The sequence below is a fragment of the Streptomyces corchorusii genome, from assembly GCF_001514055.1.
In the GTDB taxonomy this organism is placed as follows: domain Bacteria; phylum Actinomycetota; class Actinomycetes; order Streptomycetales; family Streptomycetaceae; genus Streptomyces; species Streptomyces olivaceoviridis.
In genome coordinates this window covers 460,058-476,571 of the sequence record NZ_KQ948352.1, presented here as the reverse complement: position 1 = coordinate 476,571, position 16,514 = coordinate 460,058, and the positions used below count along the sequence as shown (strand labels likewise).

At 75.0% G+C, this 16,514-nt stretch carries 15 protein-coding genes and 1 pseudogene; 7 read left to right on the top strand and 9 right to left on the bottom strand.

The genetic code is table 11. From position 1 onward, the window contains the following. Positions 1 to 114: 114 nt before the first annotated feature. The gene (locus AQJ11_RS06280; RefSeq protein WP_058082771.1) at positions 115 to 999 is read right to left on the bottom strand and encodes a shikimate dehydrogenase; all 885 of its coding nucleotides are present in this window, start codon (positions 997 to 999) and stop codon (positions 115 to 117) included. Between the two features lie 164 nt (positions 1,000 to 1,163). Here AQJ11_RS06280 and AQJ11_RS06275 point away from each other — a divergent pair, with 164 nt between their 5' ends. Together AQJ11_RS06275 and AQJ11_RS06270 are read left to right on the top strand one after the other, a co-directional pair. After that, the gene (locus tag AQJ11_RS06275) at positions 1,164 to 1,829 is read left to right on the top strand and encodes a TetR/AcrR family transcriptional regulator (RefSeq protein ID WP_058082770.1); all 666 of its coding nucleotides are present in this window, start codon (positions 1,164 to 1,166) and stop codon (positions 1,827 to 1,829) included. 210 nt (positions 1,830 to 2,039) lie between these two features. Then, the gene (locus AQJ11_RS06270) at positions 2,040 to 3,398 is read left to right on the top strand and encodes an MFS transporter (protein ID WP_059262153.1); all 1,359 of its coding nucleotides are present in this window, start codon (positions 2,040 to 2,042) and stop codon (positions 3,396 to 3,398) included. A 432-nt stretch (positions 3,399 to 3,830) separates the two neighbouring features. Here the strand turns inward: AQJ11_RS06270 and AQJ11_RS06265 are convergent, their stop codons facing one another. Beyond that, complete coding sequence (locus AQJ11_RS06265) at positions 3,831 to 4,421, bottom strand: TetR/AcrR family transcriptional regulator (protein ID WP_059262152.1); 591 nt, start codon at positions 4,419 to 4,421, stop codon at positions 3,831 to 3,833. A gap of 102 nt (positions 4,422 to 4,523) precedes the next feature. Between AQJ11_RS06265 and AQJ11_RS06260 the strand changes: the two genes are divergently transcribed. Further along, positions 4,524 to 5,402 carry an NAD(P)-dependent oxidoreductase gene (locus AQJ11_RS06260; RefSeq protein ID WP_059262151.1) on the top strand — a complete coding sequence of 293 codons (879 nt, stop codon included), beginning with the start codon at positions 4,524 to 4,526 and terminating at the stop codon, positions 5,400 to 5,402. 7 nt (positions 5,403 to 5,409) lie between these two features. On the opposite strand, the gene AQJ11_RS06255 is transcribed toward AQJ11_RS06260, so the two are convergent. Further along, the gene (locus AQJ11_RS06255; RefSeq protein WP_014676115.1) at positions 5,410 to 5,847 is read right to left on the bottom strand and encodes a PPOX class F420-dependent oxidoreductase; all 438 of its coding nucleotides are present in this window, start codon (positions 5,845 to 5,847) and stop codon (positions 5,410 to 5,412) included. Positions 5,848 to 5,938: 91 nt separating this feature from the next. On the opposite strand from AQJ11_RS06255, the gene AQJ11_RS06250 reads away from it, so the two are divergent. From AQJ11_RS06250 to AQJ11_RS06240, 3 genes are all read left to right on the top strand, one after another. Continuing rightward, positions 5,939 to 6,523, top strand: a complete 585-nt coding sequence (locus tag AQJ11_RS06250) for a TetR/AcrR family transcriptional regulator (protein WP_059262150.1) — start codon at positions 5,939 to 5,941, stop codon at positions 6,521 to 6,523. After that, positions 6,520 to 7,860 (top strand): MFS transporter, encoded by a 1,341-nt coding sequence (locus AQJ11_RS06245; RefSeq protein WP_059262149.1) that lies wholly within the window; start codon positions 6,520 to 6,522, stop codon positions 7,858 to 7,860. The genes AQJ11_RS06250 and AQJ11_RS06245 overlap by 4 nt, the downstream gene beginning before the upstream one ends. 212 nt (positions 7,861 to 8,072) lie before the next feature. Next, positions 8,073 to 9,296, top strand: coding sequence for a serine hydrolase domain-containing protein (locus AQJ11_RS06240; protein ID WP_059262148.1), 1,224 nt, complete (start codon positions 8,073 to 8,075; stop codon positions 9,294 to 9,296). Between the two features lie 12 nt (positions 9,297 to 9,308). Here the strand turns inward: AQJ11_RS06240 and AQJ11_RS06235 are convergent, their stop codons facing one another. The 4 genes from AQJ11_RS06235 to ribA form a co-directional block, all read right to left on the bottom strand. Further along, positions 9,309 to 10,466, bottom strand: coding sequence for a saccharopine dehydrogenase family protein (locus AQJ11_RS06235; protein WP_059262147.1), 1,158 nt, complete (start codon positions 10,464 to 10,466; stop codon positions 9,309 to 9,311). Then, positions 10,463 to 11,521, bottom strand: a complete 1,059-nt coding sequence (locus AQJ11_RS06230) for a saccharopine dehydrogenase (RefSeq protein ID WP_059262146.1) — start codon at positions 11,519 to 11,521, stop codon at positions 10,463 to 10,465. Before AQJ11_RS06230 ends, AQJ11_RS06235 begins: the two co-directional genes overlap by 4 nt. Beyond that, entirely contained in the window at positions 11,518 to 12,663 is a 1,146-nt protein-coding gene (locus AQJ11_RS06225; RefSeq protein WP_059262145.1) for an NAD(P)/FAD-dependent oxidoreductase, read from the bottom strand. The genes AQJ11_RS06230 and AQJ11_RS06225 overlap by 4 nt, the downstream gene beginning before the upstream one ends. Before the next feature lie 81 nt (positions 12,664 to 12,744). Further along, complete coding sequence (ribA, locus tag AQJ11_RS06220) at positions 12,745 to 13,416, bottom strand: GTP cyclohydrolase II (RefSeq protein WP_058082762.1); 672 nt, start codon at positions 13,414 to 13,416, stop codon at positions 12,745 to 12,747. A 38-nt stretch (positions 13,417 to 13,454) separates the two neighbouring features. Between ribA and AQJ11_RS45420 the strand changes: the two genes are divergently transcribed. Continuing rightward, the gene (locus AQJ11_RS45420) at positions 13,455 to 14,231 is read left to right on the top strand and encodes a creatininase family protein (protein ID WP_107120793.1); all 777 of its coding nucleotides are present in this window, start codon (positions 13,455 to 13,457) and stop codon (positions 14,229 to 14,231) included. A gap of 200 nt (positions 14,232 to 14,431) precedes the next feature. On the opposite strand, the pseudogene AQJ11_RS50800 reads toward AQJ11_RS45420, so the two are convergent. Next, positions 14,432 to 15,286: pseudogene (locus AQJ11_RS50800) on the bottom strand (lysylphosphatidylglycerol synthase transmembrane domain-containing protein); the annotation flags it as partial. Between the two features lie 146 nt (positions 15,287 to 15,432). Further along, positions 15,433 to 16,440 (bottom strand): class I SAM-dependent methyltransferase, encoded by a 1,008-nt coding sequence (locus AQJ11_RS06205; RefSeq protein ID WP_059262143.1) that lies wholly within the window; start codon positions 16,438 to 16,440, stop codon positions 15,433 to 15,435. Positions 16,441 to 16,514: the final 74 nt, after the last annotated feature.

The following is a 16,514-nucleotide window of genomic DNA, read 5'->3' as shown; positions in this document are numbered from 1 at the left end:
GTGCCGCGCCCGGGGGGTGCGGGGCTGTGTTCACGCGGGCGGACCGGCGACGGGCGCGGCCCCTCACAGCCGGCCCCGCCGCGTGGGCGCGACCGCCACGACGGGCCCGCTGCGTCAGCCGGCAGCGCTCCCCGAGCGCTCCACCCCGGCCAGTTCCTCGATGTCGGCCAGCATCCGCGCACTGTCCGGCTCCCGCCCGGTGAACAGCCGAAACGCGTCAGCGGCCTGGAAGACGGCCATCCCGCCGCCGCCCAGCACGGCGCAGCCGGCCGCCCGGGCCGCCCGCACCAGCTCCGTCTCCAGCGGCCGGTACACCACTTCGGCGACCCACAGCCCGGGCCTCAGCGACTCCGCCGGCAACGGCAGACCGGGGTGGGCGGCCATCCCGGTGGGCGTGGCGTGCACGAGGCCGTCGGCATCGCGCAGCGACGCCCCCAGCCGGTCCGCCGTCGCCGTCCCCGCCCGGTCGGGGCCGAAGTGCCGCTGGAGGGAGGCCGCCAGGGCGGCGGCCCGGTCGGGCAGGGCGTCCACGACGGTGACCCGGCCGGCGCCGAGGGTGAGGACGGCGTGCGCGACGGCCGCGCCGGCGCCGCCCGCGCCGAGCTGGACGACCCGTTCCATGCGGGCGTCCGGCAGACCGCGGGCGAAGGAGGCGGCGAAGCCGGTGACGTCGGTGTTGTGCCCGACGGCCCGGCCGCCGTCGAAGACGACGGTGTTGACCGCGCCGAGCGCCTCGGCCCGCGGGTCGAGCGCGTCCAGGTGCGGCAGGACGAGCTGCTTGCAGGGGTGGGTGATGTTGAGCCCGTCGAAGCCGAGGTCGCGGGCGGCGCGGACCAGGTCGCCGACCGCCTCCGGCGGCACGCCGAGGACGTCGGTGTCGAGGAGCCGGTACAGGTACCGCAGGCCCTGCCGGTCCGCCTCCCGGTGGTGCAGGGCCGGGCTGAGCGAGGGGCCGATCCCGGCCCCGATCAGCCCGACGAGATACGAGTCCTTGGCCACGCGGGACCTCCCGAGGCGGAGCTAATGTACGAACCAGTACGTTAGCTATATCAGCCGCACGGGTGGCGCGGAAGACCCCCGCCGCGCGCCCGAGCCCTGCTTCTACAATCACCGGCACGCGAACGAGCGCGCCACCCCGGCGCCTCACGGCCCGAAGGACAGCGATGACCAGCGTCGACGAACCGGTACGACCCGGCGGACGGGTGCGCGACGCCGCCCGCACCAAGGCCGAGATCCTCGACGTGGCCACGCAGGAGTTCGCCCGGGCCGGCTACGACGGCGCCCGCGTGGACGAGATCGCCGCCCGCACCCGCACCACGAAGCGGATGATCTACTACTACTTCGGCGGCAAGGAGCAGCTGTTCACGGCCGTGCTGGAGCGGGCGTACGGGGTGATCCGCCAGGCCGAGCAGCAGTTGGACGTGGACCACCTGGACCCGGTGGCCGCGATCCGGCGGCTGGCCGAGCTGACCTTCGACCACCACGAGCGGCACCCGGACTTCATCCGGCTGGTCAGCATCGAGAACATCCACGGCGCCGAGCACATCGCGGCCTCCGAGGAGCTCGGCCGGATCGGCTCCCCGGCACTGGACGTGATCCGCCGCATCCTCGCCGCCGGGCAGGAGTCCGGGCTGTTCACGGCCGACGTGGACGCGGTCGACCTGCACGCGATGATCAGCTCGTTCTGCTTCTTCCGGGTCGCCAACCGGCACACGTTCGGCGCCCTGTTCGGCCGGGACCTGGTGGACCCGGCGCAGCGCGAGCACTACCGGACCATGCTCGGCGACATGGTGATCGCCTACCTCACGGCGGAGCGGACGGCCGGCTGACGGTTCCGCGGGCGGCCGACGGTTTCGCGCGCGGGCTCCCGGGACCGGGGACGCGCGAACTCTTGACAGCGGGGAAACGCGGGCGCAACATCCCACCCACCACGACTAACTACCCAGTGGGTTAATTAGCCGCCGCGATCCGGCCCTCGCCCCCCGCTCACTCCCACCCTCCCCCGCGCAGGGTGGAGTCCTCCCCGAAGGAGCACCGCCGTGTCCGTCCCCGCCCCCGCTCCCGGCCCCGCGGCCCCGCCCGGCCAACCGTGGAAGGCGGCCGCGGCCGCCTGGATCGGCAGCGCGCTGGAGTACTACGACTTCTTCCTCTACGGCAGCGCCGCCGCCCTGGTCTTCCCGAAGGTGTTCTTCGACGCCTCCGACCCGGCCACCGCGACCCTGCTCTCGCTCGCCACCTTCGGCGTCGCCTACGCGGCCCGGCCGCTCGGCGCGCTGGTCCTCGGGCACGTCGGCGACCGGCTCGGCCGCAAGAAGATCATGGTGTTCACGCTCATGCTGATGGGCCTGTCGACGTTCCTGATCGGCTGTCTGCCCACCCGCGCCCAGGTCGGCACGCTCGCGCCCGTCCTGCTGGTGCTGTGCCGCGTCCTGCAAGGCGTCTCGGCGGCCGGCGAACAGGCGAGCGCCGGCTCGATGAGTCTGGAGCACGCGCCGCCGCACCGGCGCGGCTTCTTCACCAGCTTCACGCTCAGCGGCACCCAGGGCGGCCAGCTCATCGCCACCCTCGTCTTCATCCCGGTCGCCCAACTGCCCGAGGAGCAACTGCTGTCGTGGGGCTGGCGGGTGCCGTTCTGGCTGAGCGTGGCCGTCGCCGTCGTCGGCTGGGTCATCCGGCGCCGGCTGCACGAGACCCCGGCCTTCGCCCGGCAGGCGGCGGACGGGGGCGTGGCCCGGCTGCCGCTCGCGGTGCTGCTGCGCGAGCACTGGGCGGATGTGCTGCGGGTGATCGCGGGCGCGCTCATCGCCTCGGTCAGCACGGTCTTCACGGTGTGGGCGCTGGCGTACGCCACGAGCGACGCGGTCGGCATGTCCCGTACCGCGATGCTGTGGGTGGGCGCGCTGGCCAACCTGGTGGCGCTCGGCGCGATCCCGCTGTGGGCGACGCTGTCGGACCGGATCGGACGCCGGCCGGTGTACCTGATCGGCGCGGTCGGCAGCGCGGTGGCGATGACGGGCTATCTGTGGGCGATCTCCACCGGCTCCTATCCGCTGACGCTGCTGCTCGGCGTCGTGGCCTTCGGCATCGTCTACAGCGCGGCGAACGGTGTGTGGCCCGCCTTCTACGGCGAGATGTTCGCGACCCGGGTCCGGCTGTCCGGCCTCGCGATCGGCACGCAGACCGGTTTCGCGGTGGCCGGGTTCGCGGTCACCTTCGCCGCCGAGATCGCCGGTCCGGGCGGCGACGACTGGGCGGCGGTGGCTCTGTTCACGGCGGCACTGTGCGTCCCGCCGGCGCTCGCCGCGCTCACCGCCCGCGAGACGCACCGGGTACCGACGGAACTGCTCGGCGAGCACGCGACACGAGGGGCGTCCCGCCGGGAGCGGGTTCCGGCCTGACACCGGGACTGCGGGGCGAGGGGCCGCGGGGGGGGGTACGCCGGGGCGGCCAGGGGTCTACGGCCAGAGGCCAGGCGAGGGAGCCGGGGGGAGGTACGCCAGGATGACGAGGGGCCTGCGGCCAGAGGCCAGGCGTAGGGCCGCCGCGGGGAGGTACGCCGGGGTGGCCAGGTGCCCGTGGCCACAGATCGGGCGAAGCGGCTGCGCTGGAGGCATGCCAGGGCGGCCAGACGCCCACCGCCACAGGCCAGGCGAAGGGACCGCGCGGAAGGTGCACCGGGGCAGCCAGGTGCCCATGGCCACAGGCCGGACGAAAGGACCGCGCGGAAGGCACGCCGGGGCAGCCAGGTGCCCACAGCCACAGGCCAGGCGAAACGGCCACACCGGAAGCACGCCAAGGCGGCCAGACGCCCACCGCCACACGCCAGATGCTCAGCGGACCGTGGCGGCGTCGAGCAGGGGGCCCAGTTCCTTCACGACCGTGGTGAGGGGCCGCACGTCCCGCTCCGCGCGTGCCATCAGGATCGCCCCCTCCAACGCGCTGATCATGAGGGTGGCCAGGGACTCGGCGCGGGACGGGGGGACGCCCATGCCGGTCAGCGCCTCGGCGACCGGGCCCCGCCAGGTCGCGAACGCGGTGGCCGCCGCCTCCCGGGTCGAGTCGCCGGACGCGGCGCAGTCGACGGTGGCGGCGGCGACCGGGCATCCCGCCGCGAAGCCGTCCGCCGCGTACTCGTCGGCCCACTGCGCGGCCATCGCCGCGAACAGGCCGCTCGGCGTCGGCCGGTCGAGTCCCGCGAGGAAGCGGTCGACCCGCTTGCCCGCGTACCGGCCGGCCCATGCGACCGCCTCGTTGACCAGCTGTTCCTTGCCCCCGGGGAAGTAGTGCTGGAGGGAGCCGCGCGGTGCGTCCGCGTGCGCGGCGACCTCGCGCATGCCGGTCGCGGTGACCCCCTGCCGCCGGATGAGCTGGGCCGCGCTGAACACCATCCGCTCCCGCGGTCCGCGCCGCGCCTGCGTCATCGTCGACCTCCGTTCCTCCGCCGCCACTCTATGACCGGCGTCATAGCGGCGGCTACTATGACCGCTGTCATAGTCGACCCGCGGCGCGGAGGGCGGCCAGCCATGCACGTCGGATTCATCGGTCTTGGAGTGATGGGGCGGCCCATGGCCCTGCGCCTGGCGTCGGCCGGCACCCCCCTGGTGGTCTGGAACCGGACCCCGGAGCGTGCGGAGCCGCTGCGCGCGGCCGGCGCCGAGGTCGCCGCGGACGCCGGCGAGGTGTTCGCGCGGGCCGAGGTGGTGCTGCTGATGCTCGCCGACGAGGCGGCGACGGACGCGGTCCTCGGCCGGGGCACGCCCGGACTGGCCGCGCGGGTCGCCGGCCGGACCGTCGTCCACATGGGCACGACCTCCCCGGAGTACTCCCACGCCCTGGAGACGGAGATCCGCGCCGCCGGCGGCCGGTACGTCGAGGCGCCCGTCTCCGGGTCCCGGGTGCCGGCGGAGCAGGGGCAGCTCGTGGCCATGCTCGCCGGGGAGGAGGCCGCCGTGGCCGCCGTACGGCCGCTGCTCGCGCCGGTGTGCCGGGAGGCGTTCGGGTGCGGGGCGGTGCCGGGTGCCTTGCTGATGAAGCTGGCGGTGAACATCTTCCTGATCACCCAGGTGACCGGGCTGACCGAGGCGTTCCACTTCGCCGAGCGGCAGGGCCTGGACCGCCGGCTGTTCCTGGACGTCCTGGACGCTGGCCCGATGGCCAGCGCGGTGTCCCGGATGAAGGCGCCCAAGCTGCGCGAGCGGGACTTCGCGGTGCAGGCGGCGGCGCTGGACGTGCTCAAGAACAACCGGCTGATCGCCGAGGCGGCCCGCAAGGCCGGTCTCGCCTCGCCGCTGCTCGACGTCTGCCACACCCTGTTCGAGGAGACGGTGGCGCAGGGGTACGGCGGCGAGGACATGGTCGCCGTCCTGCGGGCGATCGAGGCGCGGACCGCCGGCGCTCCGTGAGCCCGGGTCAGCCCTTCGGGATCCCGTACGCCCGCTCGACGCGCAGTCGCACCACCAGGCGGCGGTCGCGGACCATCGCGGCCCGGTAGTCGTCCCAGTCCGGGTGCTCGCCGAGGACGTCCCGGTAGAGCCGGATCAGCTCCTCGACGGTCTCGTCGTGCGGGTCGGCGGCGACCGGCGTCAGCTCGGCGGTGCCCTCGGCGACGGTGTACGCCCAGCGGTCGTCGCTGGTGACGTGGTACGAGGCGCGGGGGTCCCGGCGGAGGTTGCGCGTCTTGGCGCGGTCGTCGGTGACCGAGATCCGGATGATCCCCTCCTCGGGGTAGTAGGCGTGACTGACGTTGGACAGCTGGGGGCGGCCGTCGCGCCTGAGGGTGACCAGTACGCCGGCGTGTCCCGCGGAGAGGAGACCGAGCAGCGCGTCCTGCGAGGAGTCCTGAGTCATACCAGGGACAACTCGCGGCGGCTCCCCGCGCATTCCCCCGCCGGAGAGCGAGTAGTAGACAGTGTCTACGCGCGCCTGGTAGACACTGTCCATGACCGACTCCGACGCGGGCCTGCGGGCCCGGCTGGTGGACGTGGGCGTGGAGCTGCTGGCCGCCGAGGGCCCGCAGGCGCTGACCCTGCGGGAGATCGCCCGGCGCGCGGGCGTGTCGCACGGGGCGCCGCGCCGCTACTTCCCCACCCACCTGGAACTGCTCTCCGCCATCGCCCGGCGGGGCTTCACCGAGCTGAGCGAGCGGGCACAGGCGACGCTGGCACAGGAGCCCGGAGGGCCACGCGCCCAGGTGGCGGCGCTGGCGCGGACGTACCTGGAGTTCGCGCTGGAGCGCCCGGGCATGTACGAGCTGATGTTCCGTCACGATCTGCTGGAGAGCGGTCACCTGGGGCTGCGGGACACGAGCCTTCCGCTGTTCACGCTGCTGGCGCGGCTGATCGGCGACGCGGACCCCGAGGCCGACGCCCGGCGGGTGGCGGGCGCCCTGTGGGCGAACCTGCACGGGACGGCGCAGCTGTGGCACTGGCGCAGTCTGCAACTGGCGCTCGGCGAGGAGGACTTCGGTCCGCTGCTCGACACCGTCCTCACCGCGCACCTGGGCGCTCCCGAGGACGGCCGGTGAACCGGCCCTGGACGCTGGCGAGCAGCGTGGCGGGCGCGGTGGTCGTCGCGCTGGACGGTACGGTCCTCACCGTCGCACAGCCCAGTCTGCAACGGGAGTTGCACGCGTCGTTCGCCCAGGTGCAGTGGACCAGCACCGCGTACCTCGTCGCGGTCGCGAGCCTGCTGGTGTTCGCGGGGCGGCTCGGTGACCGGTACGGGCAGCGGCGGGTGTTCGGGCTCGGCATGCTGGGCTTCGCCGCCGCCTCGGCCGGCATCGGCCTCGCGCCCGGCGTGGGGTGGGTGATCGGACTGCGGGCGGTGCAGGGCGTGTTCGGGGCGTTGTCGCAGCCGGCCACCCTGGGCATGCTGCGGGCCGCCTACCCGCCGGACCGGCTCGCGTCGCCGCTGGCCGTGCGGACCGCCGCGATCGGGCTGGCGGCGGCAGCGGGACCGCTGGTGGGCGGGGCGCTGGTGTCCGGCCTCGGCTGGCGGGCGGTGTTCTTCGTCAACGTGCCGCCCGCGCTCGCCTTCGGTCTGCCCGCCCTGCTCCGCCCGGAGCGGCGCCCGGCACCCGCCCGGACCCCGCTGGACCTGCCCGGGGCCGTCCTGCTCGCGGTGACCCTGGCCGGCTTGGTGTACGCGGTCACGGCCCGGCCGGTCTCCGGGGCGGGCCTCGCCCTGTCCGGGGTGACGGCGGCCGTGCTCGTCCGGCACGAGCGGCGTACGGCGAGCCCGCTGCTGCCGCCCGAGGTGATCGGCTCGCGTGCGGTGGGGGCGGCGCTCGGCATCCTGGTCGCCGTCTCCGCGTCGCTGTTCGGCACGCTGTTCGTCGCCACGTACGTCCTCCAGCGCCACCTCGGCCTCGACCCGTTCGACAGCGCCCTGCGCAGCCTGCCGCTGGCCGTGTTCATGGTGGTCTCGGCCTCGCTGTGCCCCGCGCTGCTGCGCCGGTGCGGTGCGCGGGCGACGACGGCGGGGGCGACGGCGGTGCTCGCGCTCGGCGTCCTCGTGCTGTCCGGGGCCACCGGCACGCCCGCGCTCGGGTGCGGGTTCGCGCTGCTGGGGGCCGGGTTCGGCACGGTGATGGTGGCGGCCACGCAGGTGATCGTGCGGCGGGCGGAGGTGACGGTGGCCGGGGTCGCGGGCGGGTTGCAGCAGACCGCGCTGAACGTCGGTCCCGCCGTGGGCGTGGCCGGCGCGACCGCGCTGCTGGGTGCGGGCACCGGTCCCACTCTGCTCGCCCTGGCGGCCCTGGCCGCCCTCGCCCTGCCGGCGGCCCGCGCCCTGCCGGCAGCGACCACGCCCCCGATCACCCCGGAGACACCGGTCCCGGCCGCTGCTCCTCCGCATCCCTGAGGAGGGCCCCGCGCCCCGCCCCCGACGCGCGCCCCGCCCGCCGGCCGGCTCCCCCCGACTCCCCCGGCTCCCCACCCCCCACGGCGTCGAATCGATCACACACACCCCGGATGGACCCCTCCCGACCAGGGGTCCTGCGCGACGATGAGAGGTGGGTGCGGGCCCGCGCGGGAGTCGGGACGCACCGGGGACGACGCGACCGGAGGAGAGCGATGGGACTGCTGCGACAGGACGTGGAGCCGGCGGAGGCGGGGCTGGACGCCGAGGCGCTGGACCGTCTGGACCGGCACTTCGCCCAGCACGTCGACGCGGGACGCCTGCCCGGCTGTCTGGTGGCCGTGGCCCGCGGCGGCCGGGTCGCGCATCTGACCACGTACGGCCTGCGGGACGTGGCCGCCGGGCGGCCGGTCGAGCCGGACACGCTGTGGCGGATCTACTCGATGACCAAGCCGGTCACCGCGGTCGCGGTGCTGCTGCTGGTGCAAGAGGGCCGGCTGTCCCTGGACGACCCGCTGGACCGTCACCTGCCCGCCTTCGCCAATCCCCAGGTGTACGTGGGGGGTTCGGGCGCCGACGTGCGCACGCGCCCGGCCGCCGGTCCGATCCTGATCCGGCATCTGCTCACCCACACCGCGGGCCTGACCTTCGGCTTCTACCACCGCCACCCGGTGGACGCGCTCTACCGCGAGGCGGGCCTGGAGTACTCGGTGCCGCCGGGCAAGGACCTCGCGGAGACCGTCGAGGTCTACGCGCGCATGCCGTTGCAGTTCGATCCGGGCACCCAGTGGAACTACTCGGTCGCCTCCAACGTGCTGGGCCGGGTGATCGAGGTGGTCTCGGGGCAGCCGCTGGACGCGTTCTTCGCCGAGCGGATCCTCGGCCCGCTCGGCATGACCGACACCGGCTTCCACATCACCCCCGAACAGGCCGACAGGCTGGCCGAGTTGTACGGCGAGACCGACGAGGGCGGGATCGAACCGGTGCCGGGCCTGCCGGTGCGCGGCCGGCCGCGGTTCCTGTCCGGCAGCGGCGGGCTGGTCTCCTCCGCGTACGACTTCCACCGGTTCATGGAGCTGCTGCGCCGGGGCGGTGAGCTGGACGGCGTACGGCTGCTGGCCCCGCAGACGCTCGCCCTGATGACCCGCAACCAGCTGCCGGACGGAGCCACCATCCGCTCCTTCGGCGCCCCGGTCCACCAGGAACCGGGCATGGACGGCCTCGGCTTCGGCTTCAACGTCTCCGTCGTCACGGACCCGGCCCGCACCCTGGCCCCGTCCCACCCGGGCACGTACGGCTGGACGGGCGTGGCCACCACCGCGTTCTGGGTCGACCCGGCCCACGACCTGACCGTGCAGTTCATGAGCCAGGTGCGCCCGAAGAAGCTGAAGGTCTTCCCCGAGCTGCGACGGCTGGTGCACGCGGCGGTGACCGACTGACCCGGCGGCCGGCTACTGGCCCAGGGTCAGGGTGAACTCCAGCCCGTCGTCGGCGAGTTCGGCCAGCCACCGGTCCGCGCGCTGGGCGGTCCCCGCCGCCCGGTGCAGTCCGGCCCGCAGGCTGCCGTCCAGGATGTGCCGGACGCCGAGGGCGAGCGGGCGGGAGACGCACCGGGCCATCGCGGACTCCTCGGCGTCACCGGTCAGGTCGAGCAGGTAGGCGCCGGTCCAGGGCCGGCCCTCGCCCGGGTCGACCGTGAGGGAGACGGAGAGCACCACCCGGTCGCGGTCGGCGTCCGTGGTCGGGTGGGCCGCCGCCAACCGCCGTGCCAGCGCGGCGATCCGCTCGTCGTCGCCCGTCGTCAGCTCCTCGAAGACCGGCTCCCACGCCTTCAGCCAGCCGTCCAGCCGAAGGGTGCCCCGGACGAAGGTGCGCGGGGTCCATGCGGCGGGCAGGCCGTACTGGGCGACGAAGGGGACGCTGTCGCGGTTGGGGTAGGCCTCGAAGGTCTCGCCGTCCAGGACGAGCGGGCGGGTCGCCTCCCAGGGCCGGTCGGCCGTGACCTCGGCGCCGTCCTCCAGGTACCGCGCGGGCGAGCGCAGGGCGCCCAGCACGCCGAGCGGCGCCCAGCTGAAGCGGTAGCGGAAGTCGTTCGGCACGGCCGGGACGCCGCCGCAGTACGAGGTGAGCCGGTAGGAGGCCGGGGTGTGCTCGCCGACGCGCGCCCGGGCCCGGCCGATGAGACTGTGCGCGAAGAGGTGGTCGACGCCCGGGTCCAGGCCGGTCTCGGTGAGCACGACCAGGCCCGCCGCCCGCGCCGCCTCCGCGTGCGCCGACAGCTCCGGCGACACGTAGCTGGAGCAGGCGAAGTGCGCCCGCGCCCGCACGCAGACGGCCAGCAGCCCGGCGTGCTCCGGTGCCGGCAGCATCGACACCACGACGTCGCCGGGCTCCAGCGCGGCGGCGAGGACGGCCGGGTCGGTGAGGGCGCGGGGCTCGGCCCGTCCGGTCAGGCCGAGGCCGGCCAGCGCCTCGGCCGCGCGGTCCTCGGTGCGGTGCCACAGCAGGACCCGGCCGGCCGTACGGCACAGGCCGGCGAGCCCGCTGCCGGTGGACAGTCCGGCGCCGATCCAGTGGACGGTTCCGCTCGCCGGGACGCGGTCGGTCATGAGCGTGACTCCCCCTCCTCGATGCCGAGTTCACGGCAGGCCTGGTGGAACCGGTCGAGACAGCGGCCCCAGGCGCCGCCGGGGCCGAAGGCGAGCAACTGTGGCAGCAGGGCCGCCGAGAAGTCGGTGCTGGACTCCCGGGGCAGCAGCGACGGCAGGTTGTCGATGGCGATCAGGTCCAGCGGCGGCTCCGCGCGCAGGTGGCGCACGGGCTCGGCCCAGTCGGTCGTACGGTCGTACACCGGCAGGACGTTGAAAGGGCCGCCGACGTCGCAGGTGACGTCGCACAGGGTGCGCAGCCTGCGGGCCGGGGAGTCCAGGTCCTCCTCGCGCAGGAACGGCGGGACCAGGCTGGTGGCGAGGACCGCGTTCACCATCACGTCGTGCCCGAGCAGGGCCCGCCGGTCCAGGTCGCGGGTCTCCGCCAGGTCCCAGCGGGTCGCCTCGACGCCCGCCGTGCGGAAGGCCGTCGAGGCGCCCCGCCCGCTGCGCCCGAGGGCGCCGATCACCAGCGCCGTGAACTCGGTGTCCCCGGGCGCCGGGCGCAGTACGGCGTCCAGGTCGTCCTTCGTCGTCGGGGTCAGCGGTGCCGTCAGCCGGCCCCGGTGCTGGAGCACGGCGAGCGCGGCGCCCAGGTATCCCGCCCAGTAACCGAAGGCGGCGAGCCGGCGGCCCGCGTCGTCCACCAGGTACTCCAGGTCCAGCAGCGCCCCGCCGCCGGCCGCGAACCGGCGCAGCAGCCCGGCGGCGCCCGGCTGCCGTTTGTAGGCGTGCCCGAAGAAGATGTGCCGGTGGATCAACTCGTCGGGTTCGTCGGGCAGTTCCTTGAGGCCAAGGATCACGGTGTCGCGGGGTGCCGCCACCCAGGAGCCCGCCGGGGCGCGGCGGCAGCCGGCCGCCTCGTACTCCTCGGTGGGGAAGATCCGCTGCGGGGACTCCTCGACGGTCAGCGCGACCCCGCTGTCGACCAGCCGGCGGGCGTCGGCGGGTACGACGGGCGTGCGCCGTTCGGTCGTACGGGGCTCGTGGCGCAGCCACAGGTGGAGCTCGGTCATACCAGGTTGGCCTCCGGGCGCGGGGCGTCGGCCGCGAACCGGCCGGCGCTCAGGGGGCTGATGTCCAGGAAGGGTACGCGGCCGAGGTACAGGTCGCGGATCACCTCGCCGACGGCCGGGCCCTGGAGGAAGCCGTGCCCGGAGAAGCCGGTCGCGTACAGGAACCGGGACACGTCCGGCGCCTCGCCGATCAGGGCGTTGTGGTCGGGGGTGTTCTCGTACAGGCCCGCCCAGCCGCCCGTGCGGGGTGCGTCGAGCAGGGCGGGGGCGCGCTGCCGCATCGCCTCGGCGAGTCGCGGGATCCACCGGTCGTGGGTGTCGGTGGCGAAGCCGGGCCGCTCGTCCGGGTCGGACATGCCGAGCAGCAGGCCGGGGCCCTCGCGGTGGAAGTACAGGCTGGTGGTGAAGTCGATGGTCATGGGCAGTGTGGGCGGCAGGCCCGGCACCGGTCCGGTGACGGCGATCTGCCGGCGCAGCGGCCGTACCGGCAGCTCCACGCCCACCATGGCGCCGACCGCGCGGGACCAGGCGCCGGCCGCGCAGATCACCGTGCCGGTCTCGATCCGGCCGAGGGTCGTGCCGACCGCGGTGACGGTGTCGCCGCGCAGTTCGATGCCGGTGACCTCGGTGTGGCGCAGGATGCGGGCGCCGTGGGCGCGGGCGGCGGTCGCGTAGCCGTGGACGACGGCCTCCGGGGTGCAGTGGCCGTCGTCCGGGGAGTACGCGGCGGCCAGCAGGCCGTCGGTGCGGATCAGCGGGGAGAGGCGGCGGGCCTCCTCGGGGGTGAGCAGGCGGCTGGGCACCCCGAGGGAGTTCTGCAGCCGCACGCCCGCCTCGAAGGCGGCCACCTGCTCGGGCGTGGAGAGGAGGAACAGATAGCCGACCCGGTGCAGCCCGATGTCCTGCCCGACCTCCTCCTCGAACCGGCCGAACGCCTCCAGGCTGCGCGCCCCCAGCCGGATGTTCAGCTCGTCGGAGAACTGCGCCCGCACTCCGCCCGCGGCCTTCGAGGTGGAGCCGGCGGCGAGTTCGTCCCGTTCGACGAGGACGACGTCCCGTACTCCGGCCCGCGCCAGGTGCCAGGCGATGCTCGTGCCCACCACCCCGCCGCCGACGATGACCACCTCGGCCCGAAGGTCCACGCCGCCGCCTCCTTCACCGCGCCGCACGCCCGTCGCCTGATCCTTTCCGGAACCCGGCCCGCCGAACCCGCGACCGGGCGTTCAGGAGCCGTGGGCGACGGCGTCCAGATGGGGCAGGTGGTGGTCCATCCGCTCCCGCTTGGTCCGCAGGTACGTGATGTTGCTCTCGCACGGCTCGATCAGCAGCGGCACCTGCTCGGCGACCTGGACGCCGTGCCGGACCAGCGCCTCCCGCTTGCGCGGGTTGTTGGACATCAGCCGGACCGAGCGCACCCCGAGGTCGCGCAGGATCTCGGCGGCCACGCCGTAGTCACGGGCGTCGACCGGCAGGCCCAGCGCGAGGTTCGCCTCCACCGTGTCCAGGCCCTCCGCTTGGAGCGCCATCGCGCGCAGCTTGGCGAGCAGACCGATGCCGCGGCCCTCGTGCCCCCTCAAGTAGACGACGATGCCGCTGCCTTCGGCGACCACCGCGCGCATCGCGGCCTCCAGCTGGTCCCCGCACTCGCAGTGCCGGGAGCCGAACGCGTCCCCGGTCAGGCACTCCGAGTGCAGCCGGGTCAGCACGTTCTCGGCGCCGATCTCGCCGTACACCAGGGCCACTTGCTCGTCACCGCGGTCGTGGTCCAGGTAGCCGATCGCCTGGAATTTCCCGTACACGGTGGGCAGCGGTGCATTCACGACGCGTTCCGCGCCGGAACGCAGCGGGGACTTCTTGCCGAGTACGCCGATGTTGACGCCGGTGTTTTCTGTCATGATCTGATTCCTAAGCAGAGACGAAAGGCCGTGGAAGGATGAGTGGTTCGGGCGCGCGGACGGCGGCGTACGGGGTGGCGAGCGGCGTGGTGCCGACGGACACCACCGAGGACGTACGGACCCGGGGGGCGGGCGTGTCAGCACAGGTCGCCGTCCTTCCCGTCGGGAGCTTCGAACAGCACGGTCCGTTCCTTCCGCTGGCGACGGACACGCTGGTCGCCTGCGCGGTGGCGCGGGAGATCGCCGCCGCGTACCCGGTGCACCTCCTCCCTCCGGTGACGGTCTCCTGCTCGCACGAGCACGCGGCCTGGCCGGGGACCGTCAGCATCTCCGCCGTGACCCTCCACGCGGTGGTCTCGGACATCGCGGCGTCGCTGCGCCGTTCGGGCGTCGGCGCGCTGGTCGTCGTCAACGGGCACGGCGGCAACTACGTGCTGGGCAACGTCGTCCAGGAGGCCTCCGCGCGCGGTGAGCGGATGGCGCTGTTCCCGGCCGCCGAGGACTGGGAGGCGGCGCGGGAGCGGGCCGGGGTGGTCACCTCGCTGCTCACCGACATGCACGCGGGAGAAATCGAGACCTCGATTCTGCTGCACGCTCACCCCGAATTCGTCCGCCCTGGTCACGAGTCCGCCGATTTCGTCGCCGACGACCGTCGCCATCTGCTCACCGTGGGAATGTCCGCCTATACCGAATCGGGCGTCATCGGCCGTCCTTCCCTGGGTTCGGCGGAAAAGGGAAAGGAACTGCTGGCGAGCCTGGCGGAATCCTTCGACCCGTATTTCCGACTGCTCACCTCGACGCCGGACCGGGACTGACCCCGGCCGGCGGCCCCCTGCCGACCGGGACCCGTGGGGGCGGCCCCGGTCGGCGGGGGGTCGTCGGGGGCGGGGGCGCAGAGCGGTCCGGCGGGCTCGGTGCGCAGGGTCTCGTACCAGCGCCGGAGCAGGACCACGACGCCGGGCAGGCTCGCCACGAAGCTCAGCACGCCGTAGACGACGGCGACCGCGACACCGGTGTCCGCCCCGAGCCCCGCCGCGCCGAACGCCCACGCGGTGACGCCCTCGCGGGGGCCGAAGCCGCCGACGTTCAGCGGCAGCCCCATTACCAGCAGCGCCAGTACCGCGAGCGGCAGCAGCACCGTGACCGGTGCGGCCGAGCCGGCCACCCGGGCCGCCACGACGAACATCACCAGGTGCCCGGCCAGGACGACCGCGGAGGACAGGGCGACACCCGGTCCGCTCCGCCGGGACGCCAGTCCCCGGCGGGCCTCGCCGAGCGTCCGGCGCAGCGCGCCGGGCCGGCGGGCCGGCGGACGGTTCATCCGCAGGGCGAGGACGACGGCCAGCGCGCCGACCGCGGCCGGCACCGCGAGCGGGGCGGAGTCACGGATGCCGGCGCGCACCGGCGACGGCAGGGTCAGCAGCACCGCCGCGCCCACCACGGCCAGCGCGATCTGCCCCGCGACCCGCTCCAGTACGACCGCCTTCACCCCGCGCCGGACATCACCCGCGCTCTGCCCGTGCCGGACCGCCCGGTGCACATCGCCCAGGATTCCGCCGGGCAGGGCCGCGTTCAGGAAGAGCGCCCGGTAGTAGTCGGCCACGGCCGCTCCCAGCGGCAGCCGCAGCCCGAGACCCCGGGCCACCAGCTGCCAACGCCACGCGCTGCACACGGTGGTGACCACGCCGATGCCCAGCGTCGCCAGCACCGTCACGGCGTCGATCCGCCGCAGCCCGTCCAGCAGGGCGCCGGTACCGAGCCGCCACAGGAGCGCGGCGAGGATGCCGGCCCCGACGAGGGTGCCGATGCGGGTGCGCAGGGCCCGGGAGGTGCGGCGCCGGGAAGTGGGGGCCGTCTGCGAGTGCGTCACGTCCGCGCGGAGCGCCTGCGTCACGCGCGTGCGCGCGGGAGCCGCGTCGGGTGCCGCGCACGCCGGTTCCGCCGGTGCCGTAGGCGCGTACGTGCCCGTGTCCTCCCCCGCCGGCACCCTCGTGCCCGCTGCCGTCGTCCTCCCGCTCACGCCGCCGCGCCCCTCGGCCGGGGCAGCGCCAGCAGGTCGGTGTGGTGGACGGTGACCCGCAGCGCGCCGGCCGCGCAGGCGGCGAGCCGGGCGCTCAGGTACGCCGCGGCCCGGTCGCCCAGTTCCGGCCGCTGTTCGACGGCGGCGCCCACCCAGCCGCGCAGCCACTGCTCGGTCAGCGCGGCCTCCTCGGCGCCGAGCCGCCACGGGCTCGCGTGCACCCGGACCGTCGCCCCGCGCTCGGCGAACGCCTCGCAGGCCACGGTGACCGCGTCCGGGCCGAGCAGCCCGGCGCGCCGCTGGTGGGCGTTGAACGCCTCGGCGATCTCGGCGTCCAGCGGGTCCTGCGGGGCGAGTTCGACGCGTCCCGCGACGGAGAGGGTGAGCAGCGCCGGGCAGCCGGCGCCCGCGCAGGCGTCCGCCAGGGCCTCGATCTCCTCCCGGGTGAGCACGTCGAGCAACGCGGACGCGGTCACCAGCGAGGCCCCGGCCAGCGCGTCCGGGGTGAGCCGGGCGACGTCACCGCGCCGGGTCTCGACCGTGACCGGGCTGCCGTCGGCGGCGGAGCGCGGGGAGGCCGCGGCGGCGAAGTGCAGCAGGTAGGGATCGCGGTCGTGCAGGATCCAGTGCTGGGCGCCGTCGAGGCGGGGTGCGAGCCAGCGGCCCATCGAGCCGGTGCCGCAGCCCAGGTCGTGCACGACCAGTCCGCCGGAGCGGCCCGGCGGGTCGGCCAGCCGGATCCGCAGCGGGTCGAGCAGTTCCCGCGCGCGGGCCGCCGCGTCGGCGCCCTCGCGCAGCCGCAGCCACTCGGGCGCGTAGCGCGGGGGTTCCTCCGGGTCGCCGTCCCGCAGCCGTACGGTGGCCCGCTCGGCGGGACCGGCCACGGGCCCGGCACCGGCGATGACCGGACCGGCGCCGCGGTCGCCGGCGCTCGGCTCCCCCGCCCCGGACGAGCCCCCGGCACGCGCGTCCGCGTCCGTCTTCTCCGCGCCTACGGTCTCCACGTCCGGTACCTCCTCGCTCCGCGCACGCGCGGCACCCCGTACGGACTCGCCCGCCCGGGGACCGGGCTGTGCCG